The sequence below is a fragment of the Streptomyces sp. NPDC087310 genome (assembly GCF_044744405.1).
GTDB lineage: Bacteria > Actinomycetota > Actinomycetes > Streptomycetales > Streptomycetaceae > Streptomyces.
The window spans coordinates 1,212,776-1,236,108 of record NZ_JBIUYF010000001.1 but is presented as its reverse complement, the minus strand read 5'-3'; the positions used below and the strand labels follow the sequence as shown (position 1 = coordinate 1,236,108).

Annotated in this window: 20 protein-coding genes and 4 pseudogenes; 9 read left to right on the top strand and 15 right to left on the bottom strand. The window is 70.7% G+C overall.

Going from position 1 to position 23,333, the window contains the following annotated elements; translation table 11 throughout:
• Positions 1–19 precede the first annotated feature (19 nt).
• Positions 20–1,636: a carboxyl transferase domain-containing protein gene (locus ACIO3P_RS05005; protein ID WP_401855288.1), complete on the bottom strand. Its 1,617-nt coding sequence runs from the start codon at positions 1,634–1,636 to the stop codon at positions 20–22.
• Positions 1,637–1,863: 227 nt separating this feature from the next.
• On the opposite strand from ACIO3P_RS05005, the pseudogene ACIO3P_RS05000 reads away from it, so the two are divergent.
• Positions 1,864–2,523 (top strand): annotated as a pseudogene (locus tag ACIO3P_RS05000) (TetR/AcrR family transcriptional regulator); the annotation flags it as partial.
• Positions 2,524–2,578: 55 nt separating this feature from the next.
• Here ACIO3P_RS05000 and ACIO3P_RS04995 read toward each other — a convergent pair.
• Positions 2,579–3,064 carry a peroxiredoxin gene (locus ACIO3P_RS04995; RefSeq protein WP_329826967.1) on the bottom strand — a complete coding sequence of 162 codons (486 nt, stop codon included), beginning with the start codon at positions 3,062–3,064 and terminating at the stop codon, positions 2,579–2,581.
• 173 nt (positions 3,065–3,237) lie between these two features.
• Between ACIO3P_RS04995 and ACIO3P_RS04990 the strand changes: the two genes are divergently transcribed.
• Positions 3,238–4,017, top strand: coding sequence for a phosphatase (locus ACIO3P_RS04990; RefSeq protein ID WP_401855086.1), 780 nt, complete (start codon positions 3,238–3,240; stop codon positions 4,015–4,017).
• Positions 4,018–4,050: 33 nt separating this feature from the next.
• Here ACIO3P_RS04990 and tesB read toward each other — a convergent pair whose 3' ends face one another.
• From tesB to ACIO3P_RS04975, 3 genes are all read right to left on the bottom strand, one after another.
• Entirely contained in the window at positions 4,051–4,950 is a 900-nt protein-coding gene (tesB, locus tag ACIO3P_RS04985) for an acyl-CoA thioesterase II (RefSeq protein ID WP_329826969.1), read from the bottom strand.
• Positions 4,951–4,959: 9 nt separating this feature from the next.
• Positions 4,960–6,117 (bottom strand): acyl-CoA dehydrogenase family protein, encoded by a 1,158-nt coding sequence (locus tag ACIO3P_RS04980; protein ID WP_329826970.1) that lies wholly within the window; start codon positions 6,115–6,117, stop codon positions 4,960–4,962.
• A gap of 113 nt (positions 6,118–6,230) precedes the next feature.
• Entirely contained in the window at positions 6,231–7,169 is a 939-nt protein-coding gene (locus ACIO3P_RS04975; RefSeq protein ID WP_401855084.1) for an NmrA family NAD(P)-binding protein, read from the bottom strand.
• 118 nt (positions 7,170–7,287) lie between these two features.
• Between ACIO3P_RS04975 and ACIO3P_RS04970 the strand changes: the two genes are divergently transcribed.
• Positions 7,288–7,854 carry a TetR/AcrR family transcriptional regulator gene (locus ACIO3P_RS04970; protein ID WP_401855082.1) on the top strand — a complete coding sequence of 189 codons (567 nt, stop codon included), beginning with the start codon at positions 7,288–7,290 and terminating at the stop codon, positions 7,852–7,854.
• 38 nt (positions 7,855–7,892) lie between these two features.
• On the opposite strand, the gene ACIO3P_RS04965 is transcribed toward ACIO3P_RS04970, so the two are convergent.
• From ACIO3P_RS04965 to ACIO3P_RS04955, 3 genes and pseudogenes are all read right to left on the bottom strand, one after another.
• Entirely contained in the window at positions 7,893–8,111 is a 219-nt protein-coding gene (locus ACIO3P_RS04965) for a DUF397 domain-containing protein (protein WP_401855080.1), read from the bottom strand.
• Positions 8,104–8,436 (bottom strand): annotated as a pseudogene (locus tag ACIO3P_RS04960) (Scr1 family TA system antitoxin-like transcriptional regulator); the annotation flags it as partial. The gene ACIO3P_RS04965 and the pseudogene ACIO3P_RS04960, both read right to left, overlap by 8 nt.
• 8 nt (positions 8,437–8,444) lie before the next feature.
• A protein-coding gene (locus ACIO3P_RS04955; RefSeq protein WP_401855286.1) for an IS5 family transposase occupies positions 8,445–9,253 on the bottom strand; the annotation gives its coding sequence in 2 pieces (ribosomal slippage) (positions 8,445–8,914 and positions 8,914–9,253; 810 coding nt in all).
• Positions 9,254–9,339: 86 nt separating this feature from the next.
• On the opposite strand from ACIO3P_RS04955, the gene ACIO3P_RS04950 reads away from it, so the two are divergent.
• Positions 9,340–9,552, top strand: a complete 213-nt coding sequence (locus tag ACIO3P_RS04950) for a DUF397 domain-containing protein (RefSeq protein ID WP_401855285.1) — start codon at positions 9,340–9,342, stop codon at positions 9,550–9,552.
• On the opposite strand, the gene ACIO3P_RS04945 is transcribed toward ACIO3P_RS04950, so the two are convergent.
• The 4 genes from ACIO3P_RS04945 to ACIO3P_RS04930 form a co-directional block, all read right to left on the bottom strand.
• Positions 9,529–10,104 (bottom strand): hypothetical protein, encoded by a 576-nt coding sequence (locus ACIO3P_RS04945; RefSeq protein WP_401855078.1) that lies wholly within the window; start codon positions 10,102–10,104, stop codon positions 9,529–9,531. The genes ACIO3P_RS04950 and ACIO3P_RS04945 overlap by 24 nt on opposite strands.
• Positions 10,101–11,369 (bottom strand): hypothetical protein, encoded by a 1,269-nt coding sequence (locus ACIO3P_RS04940; RefSeq protein WP_401855075.1) that lies wholly within the window; start codon positions 11,367–11,369, stop codon positions 10,101–10,103. Before ACIO3P_RS04940 ends, ACIO3P_RS04945 begins: the two co-directional genes overlap by 4 nt.
• The gene (locus ACIO3P_RS04935; protein WP_401855073.1) at positions 11,366–12,112 is read right to left on the bottom strand and encodes an ABC transporter ATP-binding protein; all 747 of its coding nucleotides are present in this window, start codon (positions 12,110–12,112) and stop codon (positions 11,366–11,368) included. Before ACIO3P_RS04935 ends, ACIO3P_RS04940 begins: the two co-directional genes overlap by 4 nt.
• Positions 12,113–12,190: 78 nt before the next feature.
• Positions 12,191–12,622, bottom strand: coding sequence for a hypothetical protein (locus tag ACIO3P_RS04930; protein ID WP_401855071.1), 432 nt, complete (start codon positions 12,620–12,622; stop codon positions 12,191–12,193).
• 386 nt (positions 12,623–13,008) lie between these two features.
• Here ACIO3P_RS04930 and ACIO3P_RS04925 point away from each other — a divergent pair.
• Positions 13,009–13,269 (top strand): annotated as a pseudogene (locus ACIO3P_RS04925) (transposase); the annotation flags it as partial.
• Here ACIO3P_RS04925 and ACIO3P_RS04920 read toward each other — a convergent pair.
• The 3 genes and pseudogenes from ACIO3P_RS04920 to ACIO3P_RS04910 all read right to left on the bottom strand — a co-directional run.
• Positions 13,259–13,828, bottom strand: a pseudogene (locus ACIO3P_RS04920) (SRPBCC family protein); the annotation flags it as partial. The pseudogenes ACIO3P_RS04925 and ACIO3P_RS04920 overlap by 11 nt on opposite strands.
• Positions 13,829–14,106: 278 nt before the next feature.
• The gene (locus ACIO3P_RS04915) at positions 14,107–15,714 is read right to left on the bottom strand and encodes a hypothetical protein (protein ID WP_329826977.1); all 1,608 of its coding nucleotides are present in this window, start codon (positions 15,712–15,714) and stop codon (positions 14,107–14,109) included.
• 270 nt (positions 15,715–15,984) lie between these two features.
• Positions 15,985–17,478 (bottom strand): PucR family transcriptional regulator, encoded by a 1,494-nt coding sequence (locus tag ACIO3P_RS04910; RefSeq protein WP_401855069.1) that lies wholly within the window; start codon positions 17,476–17,478, stop codon positions 15,985–15,987.
• Positions 17,479–17,654: 176 nt separating this feature from the next.
• Between ACIO3P_RS04910 and ACIO3P_RS04905 the strand changes: the two genes are divergently transcribed.
• The 4 genes from ACIO3P_RS04905 (at position 17,655) to ACIO3P_RS04890 (ending at position 23,222) form a co-directional block, all read left to right on the top strand.
• Complete coding sequence (locus tag ACIO3P_RS04905; protein WP_329826979.1) at positions 17,655–19,133, top strand: sodium:solute symporter; 1,479 nt, start codon at positions 17,655–17,657, stop codon at positions 19,131–19,133.
• Between the two features lie 156 nt (positions 19,134–19,289).
• Positions 19,290–20,378 carry an agmatinase gene (speB, locus tag ACIO3P_RS04900; RefSeq protein ID WP_401855066.1) on the top strand — a complete coding sequence of 363 codons (1,089 nt, stop codon included), beginning with the start codon at positions 19,290–19,292 and terminating at the stop codon, positions 20,376–20,378.
• The gene (locus ACIO3P_RS04895; protein ID WP_401855282.1) at positions 20,375–22,057 is read left to right on the top strand and encodes a thiamine pyrophosphate-binding protein; all 1,683 of its coding nucleotides are present in this window, start codon (positions 20,375–20,377) and stop codon (positions 22,055–22,057) included. The genes speB and ACIO3P_RS04895 overlap by 4 nt, the downstream gene beginning before the upstream one ends.
• 136 nt (positions 22,058–22,193) lie before the next feature.
• Positions 22,194–23,222, top strand: coding sequence for a serine hydrolase (locus tag ACIO3P_RS04890; RefSeq protein WP_401855063.1), 1,029 nt, complete (start codon positions 22,194–22,196; stop codon positions 23,220–23,222).
• The last annotated feature ends 111 nt before the right edge of the window (positions 23,223–23,333 follow it).

Here is a 23,333-nt window from a genome sequence, read left to right as displayed (position 1 = left end):
CACCCTCACCATCGCCCTCTCACATCCGGAAGACGCCGAAGCCCGCTTCGCCCAGCGGGGCGTTGGCACACGCGGTCAGGGCGAGACCCACGACCTGACGGGTCTCCAGCGGGTCGATCACGCCGTCGTCCCAGAGGCGCGCCGTCGCGTAGTAGGCGTTGCCCTGGGTCTCGTACTGCGCGCGGATCGGGTCCTTGAACGCCTCCTCGTCCTCGGCACCCCACTCCTCGCCGCGCGCCTCGATCTGGTCCCGCTTCACCGTGGCGAGGACGGAGGCTGCCTGCTCGCCGCCCATCACGGAGATCTTGGCGTTGGGCCACATCCACAGGAAGCGGGGGGAGTAGGCCCGGCCGCACATCGAGTAGTTGCCCGCCCCGTACGACCCGCCGACCACGACCGTCAGCTTCGGCACCCGCGCGCAGGCCACCGCCGTCACCATCTTCGCGCCGTGCTTGGCGATGCCGCCCGCCTCGTAGTCCCGGCCGACCATGAAGCCCGAGATGTTCTGGAGGAAGAGCAGCGGGATGCCGCGCTGGTCGCACAGCTCGATGAAGTGCGCGCCCTTCTGGGCGGACTCGGAGAACAGGATGCCGTTGTTGGCGACGATCCCGACCGGGTGGCCGTGGATGTGCGCGAACCCCGTCACCAGCGTCGTACCGAACTCGGCCTTGAACTCGGCGAACCGCGAGCCGTCCACCACCCGCGCGATCACCTCCCGCACGTCGTAGGGCGTACGGGAATCCACCGGCACCGCGCCGTACAGCCCGGCAGGGTCCACCGCGGGCTCCTCGACCGGCTCGACGGACCAGGGGAGCGCCCCGCGCGCGGGCAGCGTCGAGACGATGGTGCGGACGATCCGCAGCGCGTGCGCGTCGTCCTCCGCGAGATGGTCCGTCACCCCGGACGTACGGGAGTGGACCTCGCCGCCGCCCAGCTCCTCGGCCGTGACCACCTCGCCCGTCGCCGCCTTCACCAGCGGCGGGCCGCCCAGGAAGATCGTGCCCTGCCCGCGCACGATCACCGCCTCGTCGCTCATCGCCGGGACGTACGCCCCGCCCGCCGTGCAGGAGCCGAGGACGGCGGCGATCTGCGGGATGCCGGCCCCGGACATCCTGGCCTGGTTGTAGAAGATCCGGCCGAAGTGCTCCCGGTCCGGGAAGACCTCGTCCTGGAGCGGGAGGAAGGCGCCGCCCGAGTCGACGAGATAGAGGCACGGCAGCCGGTTCTCCAGGGCCACCTCCTGGGCGCGCAGATGCTTCTTCACCGTCATGGGGTAGTACGTGCCGCCCTTGACCGTCGCGTCATTGGCGACGATCACCACCTCACGGCCGCTGACCCGGCCGATCCCGGCGATCACCCCGGCGGCCGGGGCGGCCCCTCCGTACATCCCCTCGGCCGCGAGCGGCGCCAGCTCCAGGAAGGGCGAGCCGGGGTCGAGGAGTGCGTCCACCCGGTCGCGCGGCAGCAGCTTCCCGCGCGCGGTGTGCCGGGCGCGGGCCTTCTCGCCGCCGCCCAGCCGCGCCGCGCCGAGCCGGGCGCGCAGCGCGTCGGCCAGCGCGCCGTGGGCCACCTCGTTGGCCTTCCAGACCGCGGACGCCGGGTCGGCGGAGCTGGTCAGCACGGGGGCCCGCTGCACCGCCGGCCGCACGGCCTCCCGTACCGCCGTGGCACCCGCAGTCTCCCCGCTCACCTGCCCGTTCACCTGCCTGGTCGGCTGCTGCATCGCTGGTAGCTCCCTTGCTCCGGCCTTGCTCCGGCCCGGGTGTGTCCCACCCGCAAGGGTTTCTGCCCAGACGTTAGTGAGCGTTAACCTCACTCGTTCAGGTTAACGATCGCTAACGACCCTGTCTAGAATGATTTCCCATGAGCACCCGGACCGCCGCCCCGACCCGCCGCGAACAGATCCTCAAGCAGGCCGCGCGCCTCTTCGCCGAGCGTGGCTTCCACGGCGTGGGCGTCGACGAGATAGGGGCGGCGGTCGGTATCAGCGGGCCGGGCCTGTACCGCCATTTCGCGGGCAAGGACGCGATGCTCGCCGAGCTGCTGGTCGGCATCAGCGGCCGGCTGCTGGACGGCGGCAGGCTACGGGTCCGCGAGGCGAACGGGGCGGTAGGGGCCGACGGGGCTACGGAGGCGGACGGGCTCACGGGGCAGGGCGTGGGCGGCAGGACCAGGGACCCGGCCGCGCTGCTGTCCTCGCTGATCGACGGGCACATCGACTTCGCGCTGGACGACCGTCCGCTGATCACCCTCCACGACCGCGAGCTGGACCGGCTCAGGGACAGCGACCGCAAGCTGGTGCGTCAGCTCCAGCGGCAGTACGTGGAGCTGTGGGTCACGGTCGTACGGGAGCTGTACCCGCGCGTCCCGGAGGCGCAGGCGCGCGGCGCCGTGCACGCCGTCTTCGGGCTGCTCAACTCGACGCCGCACCTCGGCTCGTACGGCGGCAGCCTGCCGGGCCGCGCCAAGACGGAGGCGCTGCTGCGCCGGCTGGCCCACGGCGCCTTCGCCGCGCTGGGCGACGAGGGCGACGCGGGCGGCGAAGGCGACGCGGGCGCCGGGGACCCGGTGCTGCGGTTCAGGCGGTCCTGAGCCCCGACAACTCCCTGGCCAGGGTCTCCACGGGCTGGAAGGTCATCCCGAGCAGCGCGACATGCTTCCAGTGCAGCGAGCCGTCCGGCGCGACGAGGAACACCGACCGGCGCACCCCGATGCCGGGCGCGGCCACCCCGAACGCCTTCGCGACCGACCGGTCGGTGTCGGCGAGCAGCGGAATCCGCAGGTCGTGCTTGCGCGCGAAGGTCTCATGGCTGTCGACGTCCTGCGGGCTGATGCCCCAGACCTCGGCCCCCAGCTCCGTGAACGTCTCCAGGCCGCTGGAGTACGAGCAGAGCTGCTTGGTGCAGACGGTGGTGTCGTCCCCGGGGTAGAAGGCGATGACCAGCGGGTGCCCCTGCCGTTCTTCGAGCCGGTACTCCCGTCGTACGAAGGTGTCGCCGTCGAACACACCGCCCGGCAGGGCGAACGGCTCCAGCGGACGGCCGAGATCGGGTGAAGCTGCCACAGGACACTCCCGGTTGAGGTGGGACGGACGTCGGACGTACCGACGTACGCACAGTGGACCACTGCCCGCGAGCCGCACGGCACCGGGGTCCCGCCGGACCGCCCCCCGGGGAAGTTCGTCCCGGGGGGCGGGACACCCGGCGCGCCGCGCGGGCCTGACGGCACAATGGGCACATGCCGATACCGAGCCGCCCCGCCCTCGTCGACCATCTCGTCCGTACGCGCATCGCGGGCAACGTCGCCACGCCCCGCGACAACAACCTCCGCCACTACCGCAAGCTCGCCAACGGCGACCGCCACTACTGGCTGGGCCTGGAGCTGGGCGACCGCTGGACCGACGAGCAGGACGTGCTCGCCGTGATGGCCGAACGCTGCGGTGTGAGCGACGACCCGGAGCACCGCGTCGGCCAGGACACCATCGACCCCGAGCTGACCGTGGACGGCCTGGAGCGGATGGCCGCGCGGCTGCGCAAGGCCGCCGACGCCCAGGAGCGCGTCCTCTTCGCGACCGGCCACCCGGGCGGGCTGCTGGACGTGCACCGGCAGACCGCCGACGCCCTGCGGGCCGCGGGCTGCGAGATCGTGACGATCCCCGCCGGGCTCACGGCGGACGAGGGCATGGTCTTCCAGTTCGCCGACGTCGCGGTGCTGGAGCGCGGCGCGACGCTGTGGCACACGCACTCGCCGGAGCCGATGCGGGCGATCCTGGACGGTCTGGAGCGCGACGGCAGACCGCAGCCGGACCTGGTGGTCGCGGACCACGGCTGGGCCGGGTGCGCGGGGCAGCGCGGCCTCGATTCGATGGGGTACGCGGACTGCAACGACCCCGCGCTCTTCCTCGGCGAGGCGGAGGGCACGCTCAGCGTGACGATCCCGCTGGACGACCACGTCACCGACCCGCGCTTCTACGACCCGATGACCGCGTACCTGCGCAACGCGGCGGGGCTGCTCTGACGGCGCCGCCGCCCCCGGAGCGGGACGGCCGGCTCAGTCGCGCGGTACCCGGATCACGCCCTCCTGGATCACCGAGATCGCCAGCCTGCCGTCCCGGGTGAAGATCCGCGCCTGCCCCAGCCCGCGCCCGCCCGACGACGACGGGGACTGCTGGTCGTACAGCAGCCACTCGTCCGCCCGGAACGGCCGGTGGAACCACATCGCGTGGTCCAGGCTCGCCCCCACCACGTCACCGACCGTCCAGCCGCCCCGCCCGTGGGCCAGCAGCACCGAGTCGAGCAGCGTCATGTCGGAGACGTAGGTCGCCAGACAGACGTGCAGCAGGGGATCGTCGGCCAGTTTTCCCGCCGTACGGAACCACACCTGGGAGCGCGGCTCGCGCGGCTCCCCCACACCGGCGTACGGCGGCGCGTCCACATAGCGCAGATCGACCGCCGCGCGCGCCTCCAGCAGCCGGTCCACCACCCCCGGGTCGACGAACCGGTCGGCGTACCGGGGCAGCAGCTCAGCCCCGGTCGGCAGCGTCTCCGGATCCGGCGCCTCCGGCATCTCCGTCTGGTGCTCCAGGCCCTCCTCGTACATCTGGAAGGAGGCGGAGAGATGGAAGATCGGCCGGCCGTGCTGGACGGCGACGACCCGCCGCGTGGTGAAGGAGCGCCCGTCCCTGATCCGGTCGACGGTGTAGACGATCGGAGCGCCGGGGTCGCCCGGCCGCAGGAAGTACGCGTGCAGGGAGTGGGCCGTACGGTCGGCGGGGACCGTACGGCCCGCGGCCACCAGCGCCTGGGCGGCGACCTGCCCGCCGAAGACGCGCGGGACGACCGCGGACGCGGAGGAACTCCGCCCGCGGAAGATGTCCCGCTCGATCCGCTCCAGGTCGAGCAGACCGAGCAGGGTGCCGAGGGCGTCGGCGGTGTCCGGGGCGTCGTTCATCGGTGCGGCTTACAGCCCCATCGACTTGGCGATGATCATCTTCATGACCTCGCTGGTGCCGCCGTAGATCCGGTTGACGCGGTTGTCCGCGTACAGGCGGGCGATCGGGTACTCGTTCATGTAGCCGTAGCCGCCGTGGAGCTGGAGGCACTTGTCGATCACGCGGTGCGCGACCTCGGTGGTGAAGAGCTTCGCCGAGGCGGCCTCGGCGGCGGACAGCTCGCCCAGGTCGTGCGCCTCCAGCGCGCGGTCCACGACGGCCTCCGCCGCGTCCACCTCCGCCTTGCAGGCGGCCAGTTCGAACTTGGTGTTCTGGAAGGACGCGACGCTCTTGCCGAAGACCGTACGGTCCTGCACGTACGCCTGCGCGAACCGGATCGCGGCGGCGGCCTGCGCGTACGCCCCGACCGCGATGCCGAGCCGCTCCTGCGGCAGGTTCTGGCCGAGGTAGGAGAAGCCCTTGTTCTCCTCGCCGAGCAGATCCCCGACCGGCACCTTCACGTCGGTGAAGGACAGCTCGGCGGTGTCGGAGGTCCTCAGGCCCAGCTTGTCGAGCTTGCGGCCGACCGCGTACCCCTCCGCCTTCGTGTCCACGACCAGCAGCGAGATCCCGTACCGCCGGTCCTCGGGCGTCGGCGCGGCGGTCCGGGCGCAGACGATGACGCGGTCCGCGTGGACGCCGCCGGTGATGAAGGTCTTCGCGCCGTTCAGGACGTAGTGCGTGCCGTCCTCGGAGAGCTTGGCGGTGGTCTTCATCCCGGCCAGGTCGGAGCCGGTGCCCGGCTCGGTCATGGCGATCGCGTACATCGTCCGGCCGCTGACGAAGTCGGGCAGCCAGCGCTTCTTCTGCTCGTCGGTGGCGTACGCCTTCAGATACGGCAGACAGAGCGCGACGTGCACGCCCGACCCTCCGAAGGAGACACCGGCGCGGGCGCACTCCTCGGTGATCACGGACTGGAACTTGAAGGACTCCTCGCCCGCGCCGCCGTACTCCTCGGGCACCTCGATCCCGAAGATGCCCAGCTCACCAAGGGTGTAGTAGAAGTCGCGGGGCGCCTGCCCCGCCGCGTACCACTCGTCGTACACGGGGACGACCTCGGCCTCGATGAAGGCGCGTATGGTCTCCCGGAACGCCTCGTGGTCCTCGTTGTAAACGGTACGGCGCACGGGAAAACCTCCTGCGGTTCACGACTGGCCGGAGCATTCGATTAAGCGCTTGCTCAGCCCAAGTTACCCGGCGGTTCGTTCGGGTGTCCAGAGGCGGAGGCGGCGTGGACCGGTCACGCGGTGGCGCGCATATGATCCCGTGCCCACTCCTCGAAAGAGGTGAGCGGGATACCGAGGGCCCGCGCGCACGCGGGGCGGGCCGGCTGGCCCGCCACGTTCATGAACGCGTGCGCGGCGCCCATCGCCGGCATCCCGGCGGCGGTCGCCTCCTCCTCGGTCATGTCGGGCGCGGCCAGCTCCGTACCCAGGACGCGGGAGAGGGCCGCCGCGACCTCCGTCATCGTCAGACGGTCGCTCGCCAACTCCAGCTCGACCCTGTCGAACCGCTCCGGCGCGGCGATGGCGGCGGCGGCCGTGGCGCCGATGTCGCCGACCGCGACGAGGGACAGGTGGGTCCCGGGCTTCACGACGCTCACCAGGCCGCCCGCGATCCCACGCGGGAACAGGAAGGCCATGGCGGGCAGGAAGTTGTCCATGAAGAAGCCCGGCTTGATGAGCGTCCAGTGTGCGAACCCCGCCTCGCGCACCCGGTCCTGGATCCCCGCCTTGGTCGCGTAGTACGGCTCCAGCGGTGCCCAGCGGCCCTCGGCCCATCCGGGAGCCTCGGTGTGCTGCCCGGCGCCGGAGGTGGTGGTCTGCACGAACTGCGGTACGCCGACCGCCTTGGCGGCCTCGATCAGGTTGACGGCCTGGGCCAGCTCGCCCGCGTAGTCGATACCGTCCCCGGTCATCGCCGGCATCTGTACGGAGAAGACGGCGCGGGCCCCTTCGGCGGCCCTGGCGAGGGAGTCACGGTCACCGAGGTCGCCGGTGACCAGCTCGGCCCCGAGCGCTTCGGCGCCCTTCGCCCGCTCGCTCGCCGGATCGCGGACCAGCGCCCGGACGGTGACGCCCGCCGCGAGCAGGGCACGGGCGGTGGCGCCACCCTGCCGACCGGTGGCGCCGGTGACCAGGACGGGCGCGGGATCGGTGGGTACGGCATCTGCGGGCATGGCGGCTCCTCGGGCAGTGCGCGACGCGAAACGGCGGGGCCCGCCGTTTCTTGTGTCGGTAAGATACGGAGGGCCCCGCCACTTAGCAACTCCCCTCAGCGAATTCGGAGATGACGCCATGCCCGTCCAGCGCGCGGACGCCCGGCGCAACTACGCGCGCATCCTCGCCGTGGCCGAGGCGGAGGTCGCCGAGCGCGGCGCCGACGCCTCCCTGGAGCGGATCGCGCGCGTCGCGGGGGTCGGCTCCGCCACCGTGCGCCGGCACTTCCCCAGCCGCCGCGCACTTCTGGACGCGGTCTTCCACGAGCAGGTCGACGCCCTGTGCACCCGCGCCCACGAACTCGCCGACGCCCCCGACCCCCGGGCCGCGCTGCTGGAGTGGCTGGGCGCCCTCACCGCGTACGCCGCGTCCGCCAGGGGCCTGGCCACCGCACTGGCCCCCGACACCCCCCTCACCTCCGACGCGGCACACGCCGGCGCCTGCGCGGCGAAGTTCACCGAAGCGCTCACCCCCCTGCTGCGCCGCGCCGCACAGGACGGCGCGGCAGCACCGGACCTGACCGTCACCGACCTGCTCACCCTGGTCGCGGGCATCGCCTGGGCCACGGAGCACCACCACGACGCGGCTGCGGAGGCGGACCGGCTGCTCGGCGTGATGGTGGCGGGGGTCAGCCCGGGGAGGTGAGGTGAGGTGGGGTGAGGGGGAGGCTGTTGGACGTCGGCCTAGAGGGACGCCGCGTCCTTGATGGCGGCGACGAAGGACGACCAGCCGGCCCGGGGGAAGAGGAGGCTGGGGGCGTGGGGAGTCTTGGAGTCGCGGACGGGGACGCCGGTGGGGTGGTTGTCGAGTACTTCTAGGCAACTGCCTGCTTCGACGCCGCTGTAGGACGACTTGCGCCAGTCGCGCAGTATGGGAGCGTCCGAGACGGTGTGGTCATTCATGCTGTTCGTGATCCTTCGCTGTGGCCTTCAGCAAGGCAAGTGATTCCTTCAGCGGTAGCGCGTCGCCCAGGGTGAGACTGTAGACGCCTTGGAGTCGTTGGACCACGGCAGGAGAGTCATGCAGCTTGCCGACGCCCACGCCTTCGCTATAGGCGACTGGGGGCTGGTCCTCGAACCACATCAACGTCAACATGCCCTGCATCAGGTGGTAGGCGCCCAGCCCGGACGGCAGCACGTGTACGCGGATCCGCTTGCTCTCCGCAAGGCTGACGATGTGTGCGATCTGCTCCGCCATGACCATCGGCTCGCCAACCGGTCGCCTTACTGATCATTTCAGAATGAGGTTCGGAGTTTTCGCGAGCAGATGATGCTGCAGGCGAGTTGGAGTGGTCCGAGGTGGAGGTCGGCTCGTATCTCGTAGCGGATCCGCAGGCGTTTGAACTGGTGGAGGCAGGCGAAGGTGCGCTCGATGACCCACCTGGTCCTGCCGAGGCCGGAGCCGTGGGCTGTGCCCTTGCGGGCGGTCTTTGGCGTGATGCCACGGGCGCGGAGAAGGCGTCGGTACTTGTCGTAGTCGTAGCCGCGGTCGGCGAACAGCCGCCGTGGTCGGTGACGGGGCCGGCCCACCAGACCGCGGATTCGGGGGATCGTGTCCAGCAGGGGCAAGAACTGGGTGACATCGTGACGGTTTCCGCTGGTCAATGACACCGCACGAGGTGCTCCGTGGCGGTCGGTGATCAGGTGGTGCTTGCTGCCCGGACGTGCGCAGTCGACCGGCGAAGGTCCGGCGTGAGCCCCCCTTTGAGGGCTCTGACGTGCGAACCGTCGATCGCGGCGTCGTCCATGTCCAACAGACCTGCCCTGCGGAGCTCCGAGAGGAGGACTTCGTGCAGGCGGGGCCGTACGCCGGCCCCGGTCCAGTCCCGCAGGCGCCGCCAACACGTCACCCCACTACAGCCGATCATCTCGGTCGGCACGTCCGCCCAGGTCACCCCCGTGCGCAGGGCATAGACGATCCCGCGCAGAGCCGCACGGTCATCCGCCGGCAGTTGGCCCGGACACCGCCGACGCCTCGGCGGTCGAGCAGGAAGCAGCGGGGCGACACGCTCCCACAGATCATCAGGCACAAGATCATCCGACAACTCGCAGAACTCTGCCGCCCGCCAACCCAACTGCCAAGACCCTGAGCCGAACTCATTCTGAAATGATCAGTTAGTACAGCCAGGAGATCGGTACCAACTGCGTCGAGGTCGCCCACCTCGCCCCCACCGGCCATGTAGGCATCCGCGACTCCAAGCGCAAGGCCGGCCCCGCGCTCGTCGTCCCCGCTGCCGCCTGGGCGGAGTTCGTCGCGGGTACGCGGGTCGGGCCTCTGGCAGCGGTAACGCTGCCCCTGCCAGAGGCCCGGTTCGGGACGTCAGCGAGCGGCGCGAGCCCGTGAGGATGCCAGCGGGAGCGCCAGGGCGAACAGGGCGGTCGCCGCCAGCCATGCGGCCATGCTGCTGGACGGGTAGAGGGCGACCGCCCACCACGTGTGCGTCGTGTGGCCGTCCGGGTTGTAGGCGCGGCCGAGGATGAGGTTGATGATCAGGAACATCAGCCCTGCCGCTGCCGCTGTGGCCTCGTTGGCGATGCGGCGCGTGAGAAGCGCGAGGGCCAGCAGCAGCGTGACGTTGCGGGCGACGTCCATTCCCACTACCGGTCCGGCCGCGTGTGCGAGGACCACGGCGAGGACCACCGCCCCCTGATCGAACCGGTGGACGTGCAGGACCGCCGTGGTCTCCGCCTCGTGCAGGTGTCGATCCAGGCAGTACATGACGGCGACGACGATCAGGACCGGTGTGAAGTAGGCGAGTTGGGCGCCGCCCATGCCGCCGGCAAGGCTCGGGACGGGGACCTCGCTCGCCCCGACTGTCCAGCACACCGCCACGAGCAGGACGAGTGCTGCCGGGACGGCCCACCATCGGCGTACGACAAGCGCGTAGCGATTCATGAGACGGCCTTGTTGCAGCGCTCTTGGCTCACGGCCGCCTTGGTGAACCAGTCGGCCTGCTCCCCGGCAGGAAGCCCGCGAATCTTCTGGAGTGCCGCCCATTCCGTATCCGGCATTCCCGCTCGTACGGCCTGTTCGTCCACTCCGGCCACCAGGGCGGCCCAGGCTGCGGGAGGGGAACCCGGCTGTCGGCAGTCGTCGACACCGGTGAGTGCGGCTGTCCCGGTCACCGCCGATTCCGCGAGGTCGGCGGCGAAGTCGGCGGCGTGCTGGGCAGGGTCCTGGCCGCTGCGGAGTGGAGGCAGCGACCAGTGCAACGGCCAGGTGCCCGGCTTGAGCGGAACCTTCGCCGACGTGATGCGCAGCTCGTCGGGGGCGGCTATGCCCGCAGCCTTCAGTCTTTTGACCGGGGCGAGGGCGTCTCGCCACAACTGTTCGGCATAAGGCTCGTACTCCGGCGGTACGCACACCGTGGGCTCCTGCCCGGTACAGGTCAGGGCGACGTCACGTACCTCTGTCGGGTGTGGGAAACCCCAGTCGGCCACCAGCGTGCGCCCGGTGGCGAAGGTGGCCGCTGCCACGGCGAAGGCAAGAACCACCGCCCAGGCGCGTCGGCGCATCCGGGCCAGAATCCAGAACGCGAGGGCCAGCCCGGTGACCACGCCCCACGGCACCAGGTACACCGCCGGGGTGCGTACGTCGGTGACGGACGAGAGGCCGTCGATGAAGCCGCCCAGGTGACGCAGCCAACTGTTCGTGGGCATCGCGTGCGGCATGGACAGCCACGCCCAGCAGGCGATTCCGGCAATGGGGGCCGCGATGCTCCTGGGCATGACGCTCCCGAGGCACCAGCCGATGACCAGCCAGCCGAGAGGAAGCACGATCAGGTGCGCCACACCGAGCCACCCGGCGCCCCCGGGCAACACGCCCACGGCCTGGTAGGCCATGACGAGGGCCCCCAGGGCAAGGACTGCTTGCAGGATCAGGACCGGGGAGGCGGCCTGCACGAGCCGGCGCAGGGCGCGGCGTCGGCTGGTGGTGGTCAAGGCGCCGAGCAGACGGTGGCGGCCGGCTTCCCATGCCGCGGCTCCGGCTACCGCCGGGGCGATGACCGCGAGGGCGTAGGCGGCCAGTTCACCTGACTGCACTCCGTACTTCGACGGTGCGGTGTGGGTGGCGTCGTTGACGTACAGCCCGGCGTACACCAGGACGGGCAGCACCAGCCAGGGGGCGGCCGAGGCGCGGAGATTGGCCCAGGTGATCATTCGGCCGCCTCCAGGAGCGACGCGTAGGCGCTCTCCAGGCGTCGGCCCGGCGCGCAGCCCGGGGTGGCGTGGCCGTCGAACTCCGCGACTGTTCCTCTGAACCGGGGTTTCCCCGATTCGAGGACCACGACCTCGTCGAAGGAATCGTCCAGGTCGCCGATGTCGTGCGTGGAGACGATCACATGGACCTTGCCGCGCAGCGAGACCAACAGGTCCAGGAAGCGGCGTCGTTGATGGGGGTCGAGCCCGACGGTCGGCTCGTCGAGAAGCAGTACTTCGGCATCGTGTACGAGCGCCTGCGCGATGGCGATCCGCTGCTGCTGGCCACCGGACAAGGTCTTGATCTTGTTGTTGATCTTTTCGGTGAGGCCGACCCGTTCGATCGCCTCCGGTGCCGCTCGCCAGGCGTCACGCTCCCGCATGCCCTTGAGCCAGCCCACGTACGCCACATGCTCCCTGCATGTGAGCCCCGGCAGGAACCCGGGCCGCTGCGGAAGCCAGGAAACCTTGGTCCGGTAGGCCCGCGCCTGTTTGCGGTTGGCCGGATCGAGGTCCCCGTATCGGACGCCTCCCGCATGCGAGAGGGAGGCGCTGGCACCGACGGAGAGCAGGGTGCTCTTGCCCGCGCCGTTGGGGCCGAGAAGGACGGTGTGGCCGGACGAGAACGCGAGGTCGAGCCGGTCGAGAACCGGGCGTGATCTGCGGCCGTAGCGGAAGGTGCAGGACTGGTAGTGCAGCGGCACGGGGGCTACCTCATGGATGGAAAAGGGAGCCTCCCGAGGGTGTTCACGCGATGTGTGCACCCCCGGGAGGGGAAGTGTTTAGTACGTTACGGTCAACGAATTGACCCAGACGCGCAGGCCCGAGGCGCCGTAGTTGACGGCGAAGTAGTAGTCACCTGAACCGTGGTCGGACCAATCACCCGACGAGGTGGCCGAACTGCTGTTAAAGCAGTTCGTGAAAGCGGCCGTAGTGTAGGACGGGTCCGGCCCAACCGTGTCCTTCCGGAGGGTGACGTTAACCACGCTGTTGCTACCACTATCCGTGCAGCCGGTGAACTTGATGTTGGTGGAACCGCCGGAGTCGTACCAGCGACGGGATTCGAAGCCTGGGGCGGCGCCCGCCAGCGAGCTGGACCAGCTCGCTGCCTGGGCGGGCGTAACGAGAACGCCGAGCGCAACGGCGGCACCGAGTGTGACGGTGGCTATGCGGCGGCCGGGCTCACGCAGGGCAGTCAGACGCGTGGATCTCATGTGTCTTCCCCTTGGGTTGGCTTAATTCCGGACAGCCGAAATTGTATAGAGATGGCAAAGCGGCGATCAATAGGAAGCGTTATTTTCGGCCGATCATTGGATGTATCATCACCATGATCGTTAGTGGTAAAATGTTTTTTCGGATCTGGAACGAGTTATTCCGCCTGCCTCTGTGTTCCCTTCGCGTTTTCTCAGAAAGTGGAATATGGAAATCACGCCAGTCGATGGGCTCGATCCCAAAGACCTCCCTCGCCGAGGACAGCGGTCCTTTGAGTGTCTTGGGCGTGGAGTGACGGTGTGAGTAAGCCGCAGCTTACTGATCATTTCAGAATGAGTTCGGCTCAGGGTCTTGGCAGTTGGGTTGGCGGGCGGCAGAGTTCTGCGAGTTGTCGGATGATCTTGTGCCTGATGATCTGTGGGAGTGTGTCGCCCCGTTGCTTCCTGCTCGACCGCCGAGGCGTCGGCGGTGTCCGGGCCGGCTGCCGGCGGATGACCGTGCGGCTCTGCGCGGGATCGTCTATGTCCTGCGCACGGGGGTGACCTGGGCGGACGTGCCGACCGAGATGATCGGCTGTAGTGGGGTGACGTGTTGGCGGCGCCTGCGGGACTGGACCGAGGCCGGCGTACGGCCCCGCCTGCACGAAGTGCCAGTTCGGTCAGCCAGGCTTCTAGGCCGTCGTGGAGGATCTTGGTTGCGGTGTGGGTCTCCTCGGTGCGTACGAGGACGCCGCCCTTGACCTTGGTGAAGTTCCATACGTGGACGCCGTCGATGTGCAGTCCCTCGGCGATCGCCGGGCCGGTCCAGCGGATGCAGGAATTGCGCTTGAGCTGCTGGACGGTCGAGGTGACCTCCAGGCTGGTGGCGGTGGTCGCGGGGTTGGGTGGCAGTGGAGTCGTCCACCTGAACGCCGAACCCTTCCGGAAGGGGCCGTGGTCGAGGCGTTCCACCGTCTCGACCGGGGTCTGCCAGGTGGGCCAGCGCTTCACGTCGGTCTGCAGCTTCCAGATGGTGCTCAGCGGTGCGTGGATCACGGTCTCGGTCCTGGAGCGGACGAGGGCCTTGTCGTCGACGCCTTCTCCGCGACAGGTGAGGGGCCTGTCGGGGTGCGGGGTGGCTCCGGCGGGCGCGGCGGCGGTGCCGAGGAGGCCGGCGACGACGAGCGGGAGGGTGAAGAGGGCGGCGCGGGTGCTGAGGGTGGGGGACATGGTGTTCCCCTCGTCCGGTGGTGTGCGCGGCTGCGCGGTCACGCCGCGCACTCCGCACCGAGATATAAGCTCATGCGTTGGTTAGAGGTTATAGCGCAATGGGGTGGAGGAGCAACAGGGCGGTGGATCCCGGCCCGTTGGCCGATGACGCGTGCGGGGTGCTCGGGGCGTTCGGGGTGCTCGGGCGTTCGGGACGCGAGAAGCGGCCTGCTCCCCCCTGACGTCAGGGGGGAGCAGGCCGCTAGGTCGTTGCCGTGCGTTGTGGGAGGTGCCGGGGCTCAGACGGGAGTGACCGAGCTGCACTTCTTGAACGGGAGCCAGGGGCGGTTGCCGTCCTCGCGCGGCGCGCCCGCGTAGGTCGGGTCGCCGATCAGCTTCTGCTCCTCGTGCTCGTGGCTGGTCTCCAGGCCGAAGAGCTTGAAGCCCGTGCTCAGCTTGTGGAGGGACGTACCCAGGCTGAGGGCGAACCCGGCCTTCCACCAGTCGATGTTGACCTTGTAGTCGAGGCTGCTGAGCTTGGCCTTGTCGTGCAGGAGCTTCTCGAACGGGGTCGCGTCGGGAGCCAGCGGCTCGGACGCGGAGTGCGGCGAGGGGATGCCCGCGTTGTGGATCTGCTTGATGCCGCTGTCCTCGCCGTCCTCCCCGTTGCGCAGGTAGTTCTCGACGGCCTCGCTGTCCTTGGGGTCCTTGAGGTCCAGCTCCGCCACCTCGGTGTGCACCTCGGTGTCGGTCTTTCCGCCGCCGCCCTCGACATGCAGGTTGAACGGTCCGGCGGGCACCGATCCCCGTATGTCGACGCCCGGGTTGCCGCTCATGCCGCGCTCGGCCGTGGAGATCCGGAGCCGGGTCGGGCGGTGCTCCTTGCCCTCCTTCTCCTCCTTGTCGTAATCCTCGGCGTTGTACGTCACGTAGAACTGCTGCATATGGCTGCCTTCACCCTGGTAGCCGTTGCCGACCCGGCCGTTGATCTCCATGGTGTAGACGAAGGTGATCTCCCCGTTGCCGCGCATGACGAGGGTGTCGTTCATCCAGGTGCCCTGGGCGCCCTTGCCCGTGACCTGGCCGACGCTCTTGTTCTCCTTGCCCGTTCTGAGGCTCTTGCCGAACTTGACGTCGCCGGACTTCTCGCTGGTGGTCTTGGTGATGTCGAGGTCGGGCTGCCGGTCCGGCTTCAGCTCCGGCAGCTTGTCCTTGTTCGAGTGGTTGCAGACCATGCCGAGCTCGGTGCCGTACGCCCGGGGCGGACCGCTGTTGCACTTCGCGGCACCCTTCAGGTACTCCGCGAACTGCTTGGCGTCGTTGTAGTTGCTCTCCAGGTCCTTCTGCGGGTCGTCGCTCTGATGGCCGTCGAACAGCCAACGCCCGCCGCCACCGCCGCCCTTGGTGTAGCTGCCGCTCAGCGAGGCGCTGCCGCCCCACTTCTTGAGCCCGGGGAAGTCGATGCCGCCCTCCACCCCGCCCTGCACCGTGCCCGTGGAATCGAGGGTGACCGTGCCGTCGGACCACTGCGTGACCTTCAGTTCACTGCTGGAACTGATCTTGATGAAGAGGATGCGCATGACGGTCTTCTGTTTGTCGGTCTCCGACGCCAGGATGCACTTGTCGGGCTCGAACGCCACATCCTCGGACTTCGGTTTGTCGTCCCCGGGCCCCGGACCCGGCAGCGTCGTGACCCCGTCCTCCCCGGAACCGTCACCGGATCCGTCCGGGTCCGGCAGCGCACTGTCCCCACCGTTGTCGGAACCCGGGCCCGACGCGCAGGAACCGCTGCTGACCAACAGGCATATCGCCCGGTGAAGTCCGCCGGTCACCTGCGTCCCGACCGGTGTGAGCGTCATGGCCAGCACCAGGCTCACCACGATGCCGAGCAGCCCGAGGTATTCCACGGATGTCTGCCCACGGGCCCGGGAGAATGAGGGGGGTCTCAAACCGTTCCTCCGCATGTCTTCGCCTCTCATCCCCCCTGACAGGTGGGGACTTGAACGAACGCTACGGAGCGCGGAACGGCGACGGCGTGGGCCCCGGGACCCACGCCGGACCCCAATTCCCCTGGCTTTCCAGGCCCCTTGGGCCCTGCGGTGTCGGAGGGCGAAAGCGCAGGTGAAGCGGGTGCTGCCGCACGGTGAACACTGGTGGGGCGTGGTCGCCGCGCCGGGTCAGCCGGGCGGGGCGGTCTGAGGCGGTTCCCGTAGTGCGAACCACAGCTCCATCCGTACGTCGGGGTCGTCCAGGTCCCTGTCCAGCAGGGCCGCGCAGCGGGTGATGCGCTGGCGGACCGTGTTGCGGTGGACCGTCAGCGCCACCGCCGTACGGTCCCAGCTTCCGTGCAGGGAGAGCCAGGCGCGCAGCGTCTCGGTCAGGGCCGGAGCGCCCGGTGCTGCCGTGAGCGGGGCCAGGAGCGCGCGGGCGTGAGCCGCGGCCTCCTCCGGGGGGATCAGGGCGGCGAGTCCGGCCGCCGGGCCGGCCGGGTCGTGGCGTACGAGCGGGGTACGGGTGGCCTCCGCGCGGCCCAGTGCGCGCAGCGCGCGGGTGTCGGCGGCGGCCAGGCCCTCCGGGGGGACCGGGGCGCTGACGCCGAGGGTCCAGCCGGGCTGGGCCGTGACCTCGCGGTCGGTGAGGACGCGGACCGTGGTGCCGTCCGTGTCGGCCAGCGCGCTGCCCAGGGCCGCCGCCAGCGCGCCCGCAGCGAAGGGGGTGGCCCCGCCGCGCCCCTGGACCACCCGCCAGGGCCCGGGGCCGAGGAGCGGCGCCGTCTCGGCGGGGGTGGCGCCGAGCAGCAGCCGTACCAGCGCGGCCGAGCGGCCCGCCTCCGCCGCGCCCTGGTGGGGCGCGGTCAGGAGGGAGAGCAGGACGACGGCGACGCCCGCGACGGTGTGGTCGCCGGGTTCCCGCCGCTCGGCCGCCACGCCGAGGACCAGGCCCTGGCCGCCGCCGAGCGCGTACGCCGCGAGATGGGCGCCCTGGGTCGTGTCCGTGGCCGAGGAGGGCGCGGCGCCGTGCGACGCCGGGTTGACCACCCTGGCCAGGCGCGCGAGCGCCGTACGGGCGCCCGGGGACGGGGTGCGGCCCGTGGAGTGCAGCTCCGCGCCGTCCGGGGCGAACAGGACCGCGCGGCCCCCGAGCCCCACCGCGAGCTGATGCAGTACGGCGGGCACCGGGTCCTGTCTGGCCGCCGCGGCGGCCAGGCCCTGCTGGGCCCGGGTCACCCGGCGCAGCTCGCGGTGGCGTGCCTCCGCCATCAGCCGCCACACCGCGCGTGCCACCGCCGTGAACCGGGTATGGGGCGGCACCTCCAGCAGCGGCAGTCCGTGCCGGTCGCAGGCGTCGACCAGCGCGGGCGGCACCGTGTCGTACACCGGTGTCACCCCGAAGCCCAGCGCCGCCGCGCCCGCCTCGACCACGCGCCCCACGTACTCCTGCGCGTACGCGTCGGTGAGCTGGACGCCCGCGGTCAGCAGCAGCTCGCCGCCGAGCAGATACGGGTACGGGTCCGCCATCTCGGAGGTGTGCACCCAGTGCACCACCTGGGAACCGTCGTCCGGCGGCCCCGCGATCCGGCGCAGGCCCAGCGTCCGGTCCGCCAGCAGATCGGCGAGCGGGACCGGGGGAGTGGGCGGGGAGGAGGAGGGAGCGGCGGTGGTGTCCGGCATGGATGATCCATCCATCATCGGCGGAAAGATTGGATGAAACGTACACTTCAGCGCCGCTTACCGGCCACCTACCGTCATGACCCACACGCTCGGCCCCTATGAGCACGCCTCTCGGTACGCGTGCCTCTGAGAGGGACACGAGCATCCCCAGGCGTGAGACGAGACGGAGGAAGCCCATGGCTGTCGACTACGCGGTGATCGTCGTCTATCTGGCCGGCATGCTCGCCATGGGCTGGTGGGGCATGCGCCGCGCCAAGTCCAAGAGCGAGTTCCTGGTGGCGGGCCGCAGGCTCGGCCCCTGGATGTACTCCGGCACCATGGCCGCCATCGTCCTGGGCGGCGCCTCGACCATCGGCGGCGTCGGCCTCGGCTACCGCCACGGCCTCTCCGGCGCCTGGATGGTCTTCGCCATCGGCCTCGGGCTGCTCGCCCTCTCCGTCTTCTTCTCCGCGCGGATCGCCCGGCTGAAGGTCTACACCGTCTCCGAGATGCTCGACCTGCGGTACGGCGGCCGGGCGGGGCTCATCTCCGGCATCGTGATGTGGGCGTACACCCTGATGCTCGCCGTCACCTCGACCATCGCGTACGCCACCATCTTCGACGTCCTCTTCGACCTGAACCGCACCGTCGCGATCATCCTGGGCGGCGCCATCGTCGTCGCGTACTCGACGCTCGGCGGCATGTGGTCCATCACGCTCACCGACATGGTGCAGTTCGTCGTCAAGACCATAGGGGTGCTGCTGCTCCTGCTGCCCATAGCGGTCGTCAAGGCGGGCGGCTTCGGCGAGATGAGGGACCGGCTGCCCTCCGCGTACTTCTCGCCGTTCGGCATCGGCGCCGAGACGATCTTCACGTACGTCCTGATCTACACCTTCGGCATGCTCATCGGACAGGACATCTGGCAGCGGGTGTTCACCGCGCGCGGCGACAAGGTCGCACGCTGGGGCGGCACCGTCGCCGGTACGTACTGTCTGCTGTACGCCCTGGCCGGCGCGGTCATCGGAACGGCCGCCAAGGTGCTCTACCCGAACCTGGCCAGCGCGGACGACGCGTTCGCGACCATCGTCAAGGACGAACTGCCCATGGGCGTCCGCGGACTGGTGCTGGCCGCCGCCCTCGCCGCCGTGATGTCGACCTCCTCCGGCGCGCTGATCGCCTGCGCGACCGTGGCCAACAACGACATCTGGGCGCGGCTGCGCGGAGCCGTCGGACGGGGCGGCGAGAACCGCGGCGACGTCGACGAGGTGCGGGGCAACCGGCTGTTCATCCTGGTCATGGGCGTCGGCGTGATCGCCGTCGCCATCGCGCTGAACAATGTCGTCGAGGCCCTGACCGTCGCGTACAACCTGCTCGTCGGCGGACTGCTCGTACCGATCCTCGGCGGACTGCTGTGGCGGCGCGGCACGGTGTACGGCGCGCTGGCCGCCGTGGTCGTCGGCGGGGTCACGGTCGTGGGGCTCATGGCGGCGTACGGAATCCTCGCCAACCAGCCCATCTACTACGGCCTGCTCGCCTCGCTGGCCGCGTACGTGATCGTCAGCCTGGCGACGCGGCCGACGGACGAGGCGGTCCTCGCGGCATGGCGCGCCCGGCTCGCGGGGGAGGCGCCGGAGGAGGCCGGGGAGCCCGCTGTCAGTGGGCTGGTCCATTCTTGAGACAGAACGCTTGAGGCGGAGCACTTGAGACAGAACGCTTGAGGAAGGGCACTCGGGACAGTGCCCCGCAGAACGGTCATAGCGTGTGCGCGGTGCGGAGCCGCACGGAGCGACAGCGCGACACAGCGATACAGCGACACCCGGAGAGGCCCGACGATGAGCAGCAACGGACACCACGGACACCGCAACAGCCCGCGCGGGCCCGTCGACTCGTCCCGTGTCCCGAGGTACGCGGGACCGGCCACGTTCGCCCGGCTGCCCCGGCTGGACGAGGTCGGTACGGCCGATGTCGCCGTCGTCGGCGTCCCCTTCGACACCGGGGTCTCCTACCGGCCCGGCGCCCGCTTCGGCGGCAACGCGATACGCGAGGCGTCACGGCTGCTGCGCCCGTACAACCCGGCGCAGGACGCCTCGCCGTTCGCGCTCGCGCAGGTCGCGGACGCCGGGGACATCGCGGCGAACCCGTTCGACATCAACGAGGCGGTCGACACGATCGAGGCGGCGGCCGACGACCTGCTCGGGACCGGCGCGCGGCTGATGACCCTCGGCGGCGACCACACGATCGCGCTCCCGCTGCTCCGCTCGGTCGCCAAGCGGCACGGACCGGTCGCGCTGCTCCACTTCGACGCCCATCTCGACACCTGGGACACCTACTTCGGCGCCGAGTACACGCACGGCACCCCGTTCCGCCGGGCCGTCGAGGAGGGCATCCTCGACACGGAGGCGCTCTCCCACGTCGGCACGCGCGGCCCGCTGTACGGCAAGCGGGACCTGGACGAGGACGCCAGGATGGGGTTCGGGATCGTCACGTCCGCCGATGTGATGCGCCGGGGCGTGGACGAGATCGCCGACCAGCTCCGGCAGCGCATCGGGGACCGGCCGCTGTACATCTCCGTCGACATCGACGTCCTGGACCCGGCGCACGCGCCGGGGACCGGCACACCCGAGGCGGGCGGGCTGACCTCGCGGGAACTCCTGGAGATCATCCGGGGGCTGGCCTCCTGCCGGCTCGTCTCCGCGGACGTGGTGGAGGTCGCGCCCGCCTACGACCACGCCGAGATCACCTCGGTCGCCGCCTCCCACACGGCGTACGAACTGACGACGATCATGTCCCGGCAGATCGCCGTAGCCGGTGGTGGGGCCGGAGAGGGTGCTGAGGGAGAAGAGGGCGCCGGGGCCCGAGAGGGTGCTGAGGCCGGAGAGGGCGCTGACGCCGCCGAGCGCTTCACCGCGGAGGTGCGCTGATGCACGATCACGACCACGAACCCGTACGCCTCACCCCCGGACAGACCGCCGCGGCGCTCACCCCGCCGCCCGGACGGCGCGGCGGCGACCTCGTCGTCGAGACGCTGTACGGGCTCGGCGCCACGACCGTCTTCGGCCTGCCGGGGCAGCACGCGCTCGGCATGTTCGACGCGCTGCGCCGCTCCTCGCTCCAGTACATCGGGCTGCGCGTGGAGAACAACGCGGGGTTCGCCGCCGACGCGTACGGCCGGGTCACCGGCGAGGTCGCCCCGCTGCTGCTCTCCACCGGCCCCGGCGCCCTGACCTCGCTCGCCGCGCTCCAGGAGGCGGCGGCGGCCTCGGCGCCCGTACTGGCGATCTCCAGCCAGATCCCGGCGGCGGGCCTGGGCGGCGGGCGCCACGGGTATCTGCACGAGCTGCGCGACCAGCAGGCGTCCTTCCGCGACATCGTGAAGTCCGTGCACCCCGTCCGTACGCCCTCGCAGATCCCGTCCGCGATCGCCGCCGCCTGGGAGTCCGCGCTCACCGCCCCGCACGGCCCGGTCTGGGTGGAGATCCCGCAGGACGTGCTGCTCGCCGAGGTGACGGTGCCGGTCGTCACGGCGATGGACGCCACCCCGCGCGAGCTGCACCCGCGCCCCGAGCTGACCGCCGTCGCGGCACACACGCTGTCGCACGCGGCACGGCCGGTGATCATCGCGGGCGGCGGGGTGATCCGGGCGGACGCCTCCGGCAAGCTGCGCGCCCTCGCCGAGAAGCTGGACGCGCCGGTCGTCACGACCGCAGGGGGCAAGGGCGCCTTCCCCTGGGAGCACCCGCTGTCCCTCCAGTCCTGGATGGAGGACCGCCACACCACGGACTTCCTGGAGGACGCGGACGTGGTGCTGGTGGTCGGCTCCGGGCTGGGCGAGCTGTCCTCGAACTACCACACGTTCCGCCCGCGCGGCCGGGTGATCCAGATCGAGGCGGACCTCGGCAAGCTGGAGTCCAACCACCCGGCGCTCGGTATCCACGCCGACGCCAGGAACGCGCTGTCCGCGCTGCTGGAATCGGTGAGCCCCCGCACGGACCCGGCCGCCGCCGCGTCCGTCGCCACCGTCCTGGAGAAGGTACGGGACCGGATCGCGGCCCAGGACCTCACGCTGGAGCGGCGGGTGCTGGCCGCCGTCCGCGAGGCCCTGCCCGCCGCGTCCCCCAGCTTCTGGGACATGACGATCCTCGCCTACTGGGCCTGGTCCGCCTGGCCGGGCCCGATGCACTCGGGCCAGGGCGCGGGCGGCCTCGGCTACGGCTTCCCCGCCGCGCTCGGCGCCGCGGCGGCCGACCGTACGAAACCGGTCCTGGCGGTGTCGGGCGACGGCGGCGCGATGTACTCCATCGCGGAGCTGGCCACCGCCCGCCAGTACGACCTGCCGGTCACCTGGCTGATCGTGGACGACGGTGGTTACGGCATCCTGCGCGAGTACATGACGGACGCCTTCGGCGAGCCGACGGGGACGGAGCTGTCCCGGCCGGACTTCGTCGCCCTCGCGGAGTCCTTCGGCGTCCCCGCGCTCCGTACGACACCGGAGTCCCTGCGCGAGGACCTGGCGAAGGCGCTCGCCGAGCCCGGCCCGTCCGTCGTCGTACTCCCCGCCCTGCTGCGGATGTTCGCCCCGACGCACCTGGACGCGCCATGAGGTCCGGTACGGACGCGATGAGGCTTAGTACGGAAGCGTGACGTAGCTCCGTACAACCGTTCCCCGATGCCTGTGTGTCATACGGGTGGGTGCGCCGCGGGGGTGCACCCACCGATACCAGGGGCGGGAAGCCGACATGACATATCAGCAGATACCGGCGCACATAGCGAGTCCCTCCCGGCGGGCCCGGGGCGCGCTCTCCGTGGCGCTCGCCGCGGGCGTGCTCGTCCCGGTCGCGGCCGTCGCGGGAGCCGCGCCCGCCGCTGCCGCCGCACCGGGTGCCGCGGCAGGTGCCGCGCCGGCCGCCGCCGCACCCGCCGTCGTCTGCGCCTCGGGCAAGGCGGGGCTCGCCGCCCAGCTCACCAAGGACATCACCGCGGCGCTCAAGAACAGAAAGTCCACGACCGCCGTCGCCGTCCTGGACCGTACGACCAGGACGACCTGCACCCTGCGGGCGACACAGAAGTTCGACTCCGCCAGTGTGGTCAAGGTGACCGTCCTCGCCACCCTGCTCTGGGACGCGAAGAAGACGAACCGCTATCTGACGCAGCGTGAGGTCGACCTCTCCACCGCCATGATCACCAAGTCGGACAACGCGGCGACCACCACCCTGTGGAAGCAGCTCGGCCTGACGAAGATCAAGGGCTTCATCAAGGCCGCGGGCATGACCCAGACGGTCCCCGGCACCGGCGGCTACTGGGGCCTCACCCAGATCACCGCCCAGGACGAGCAGAAGCTGCTGGCGCTGACCACCGCGAAGAACACCGTGCTCAGCGACAACGCGCGCGCCTTCCTCCTGGAGCGGATGCGCAAGGTCGTCCCGTCGCAGCGCTGGGGCGTGCCCGCCGGAGCCCCGGCGACCGCCACCGTCCAGCTCAAGAACGGCTGGCTCTCCCGCTCCACCCACGGCTGGCGCGTGCACAGCGTCGGCGCGTTCACCGGGAAGGGGCACGACTACATGATCAGCGTGCTCACCCACGACAACAAGACGATGAACGACGGCGTCAACACCATCCAGGCCGTGGCGAAGGCCGTCCACAAGGACCTCAACCCGGCGACGAAGATGGCCGGGGCCGCCGTCCACTCCGTACCCGAGACGCCGTACGAGGCCGTCCCGGCGACGCCGGAGAAGGCCGCGAGGGACGCTGTCCCGGCCACGCGCTGAGCCCTTCCCCCTGGTACGCGCTGAGCCCTCCCCCTGTTAATCGAACGAACGCACGGGTCCCCGGTCCTAGGTCCGGGGACCCGTCTTTGTTGCGGAGGGATGAAATCCGCT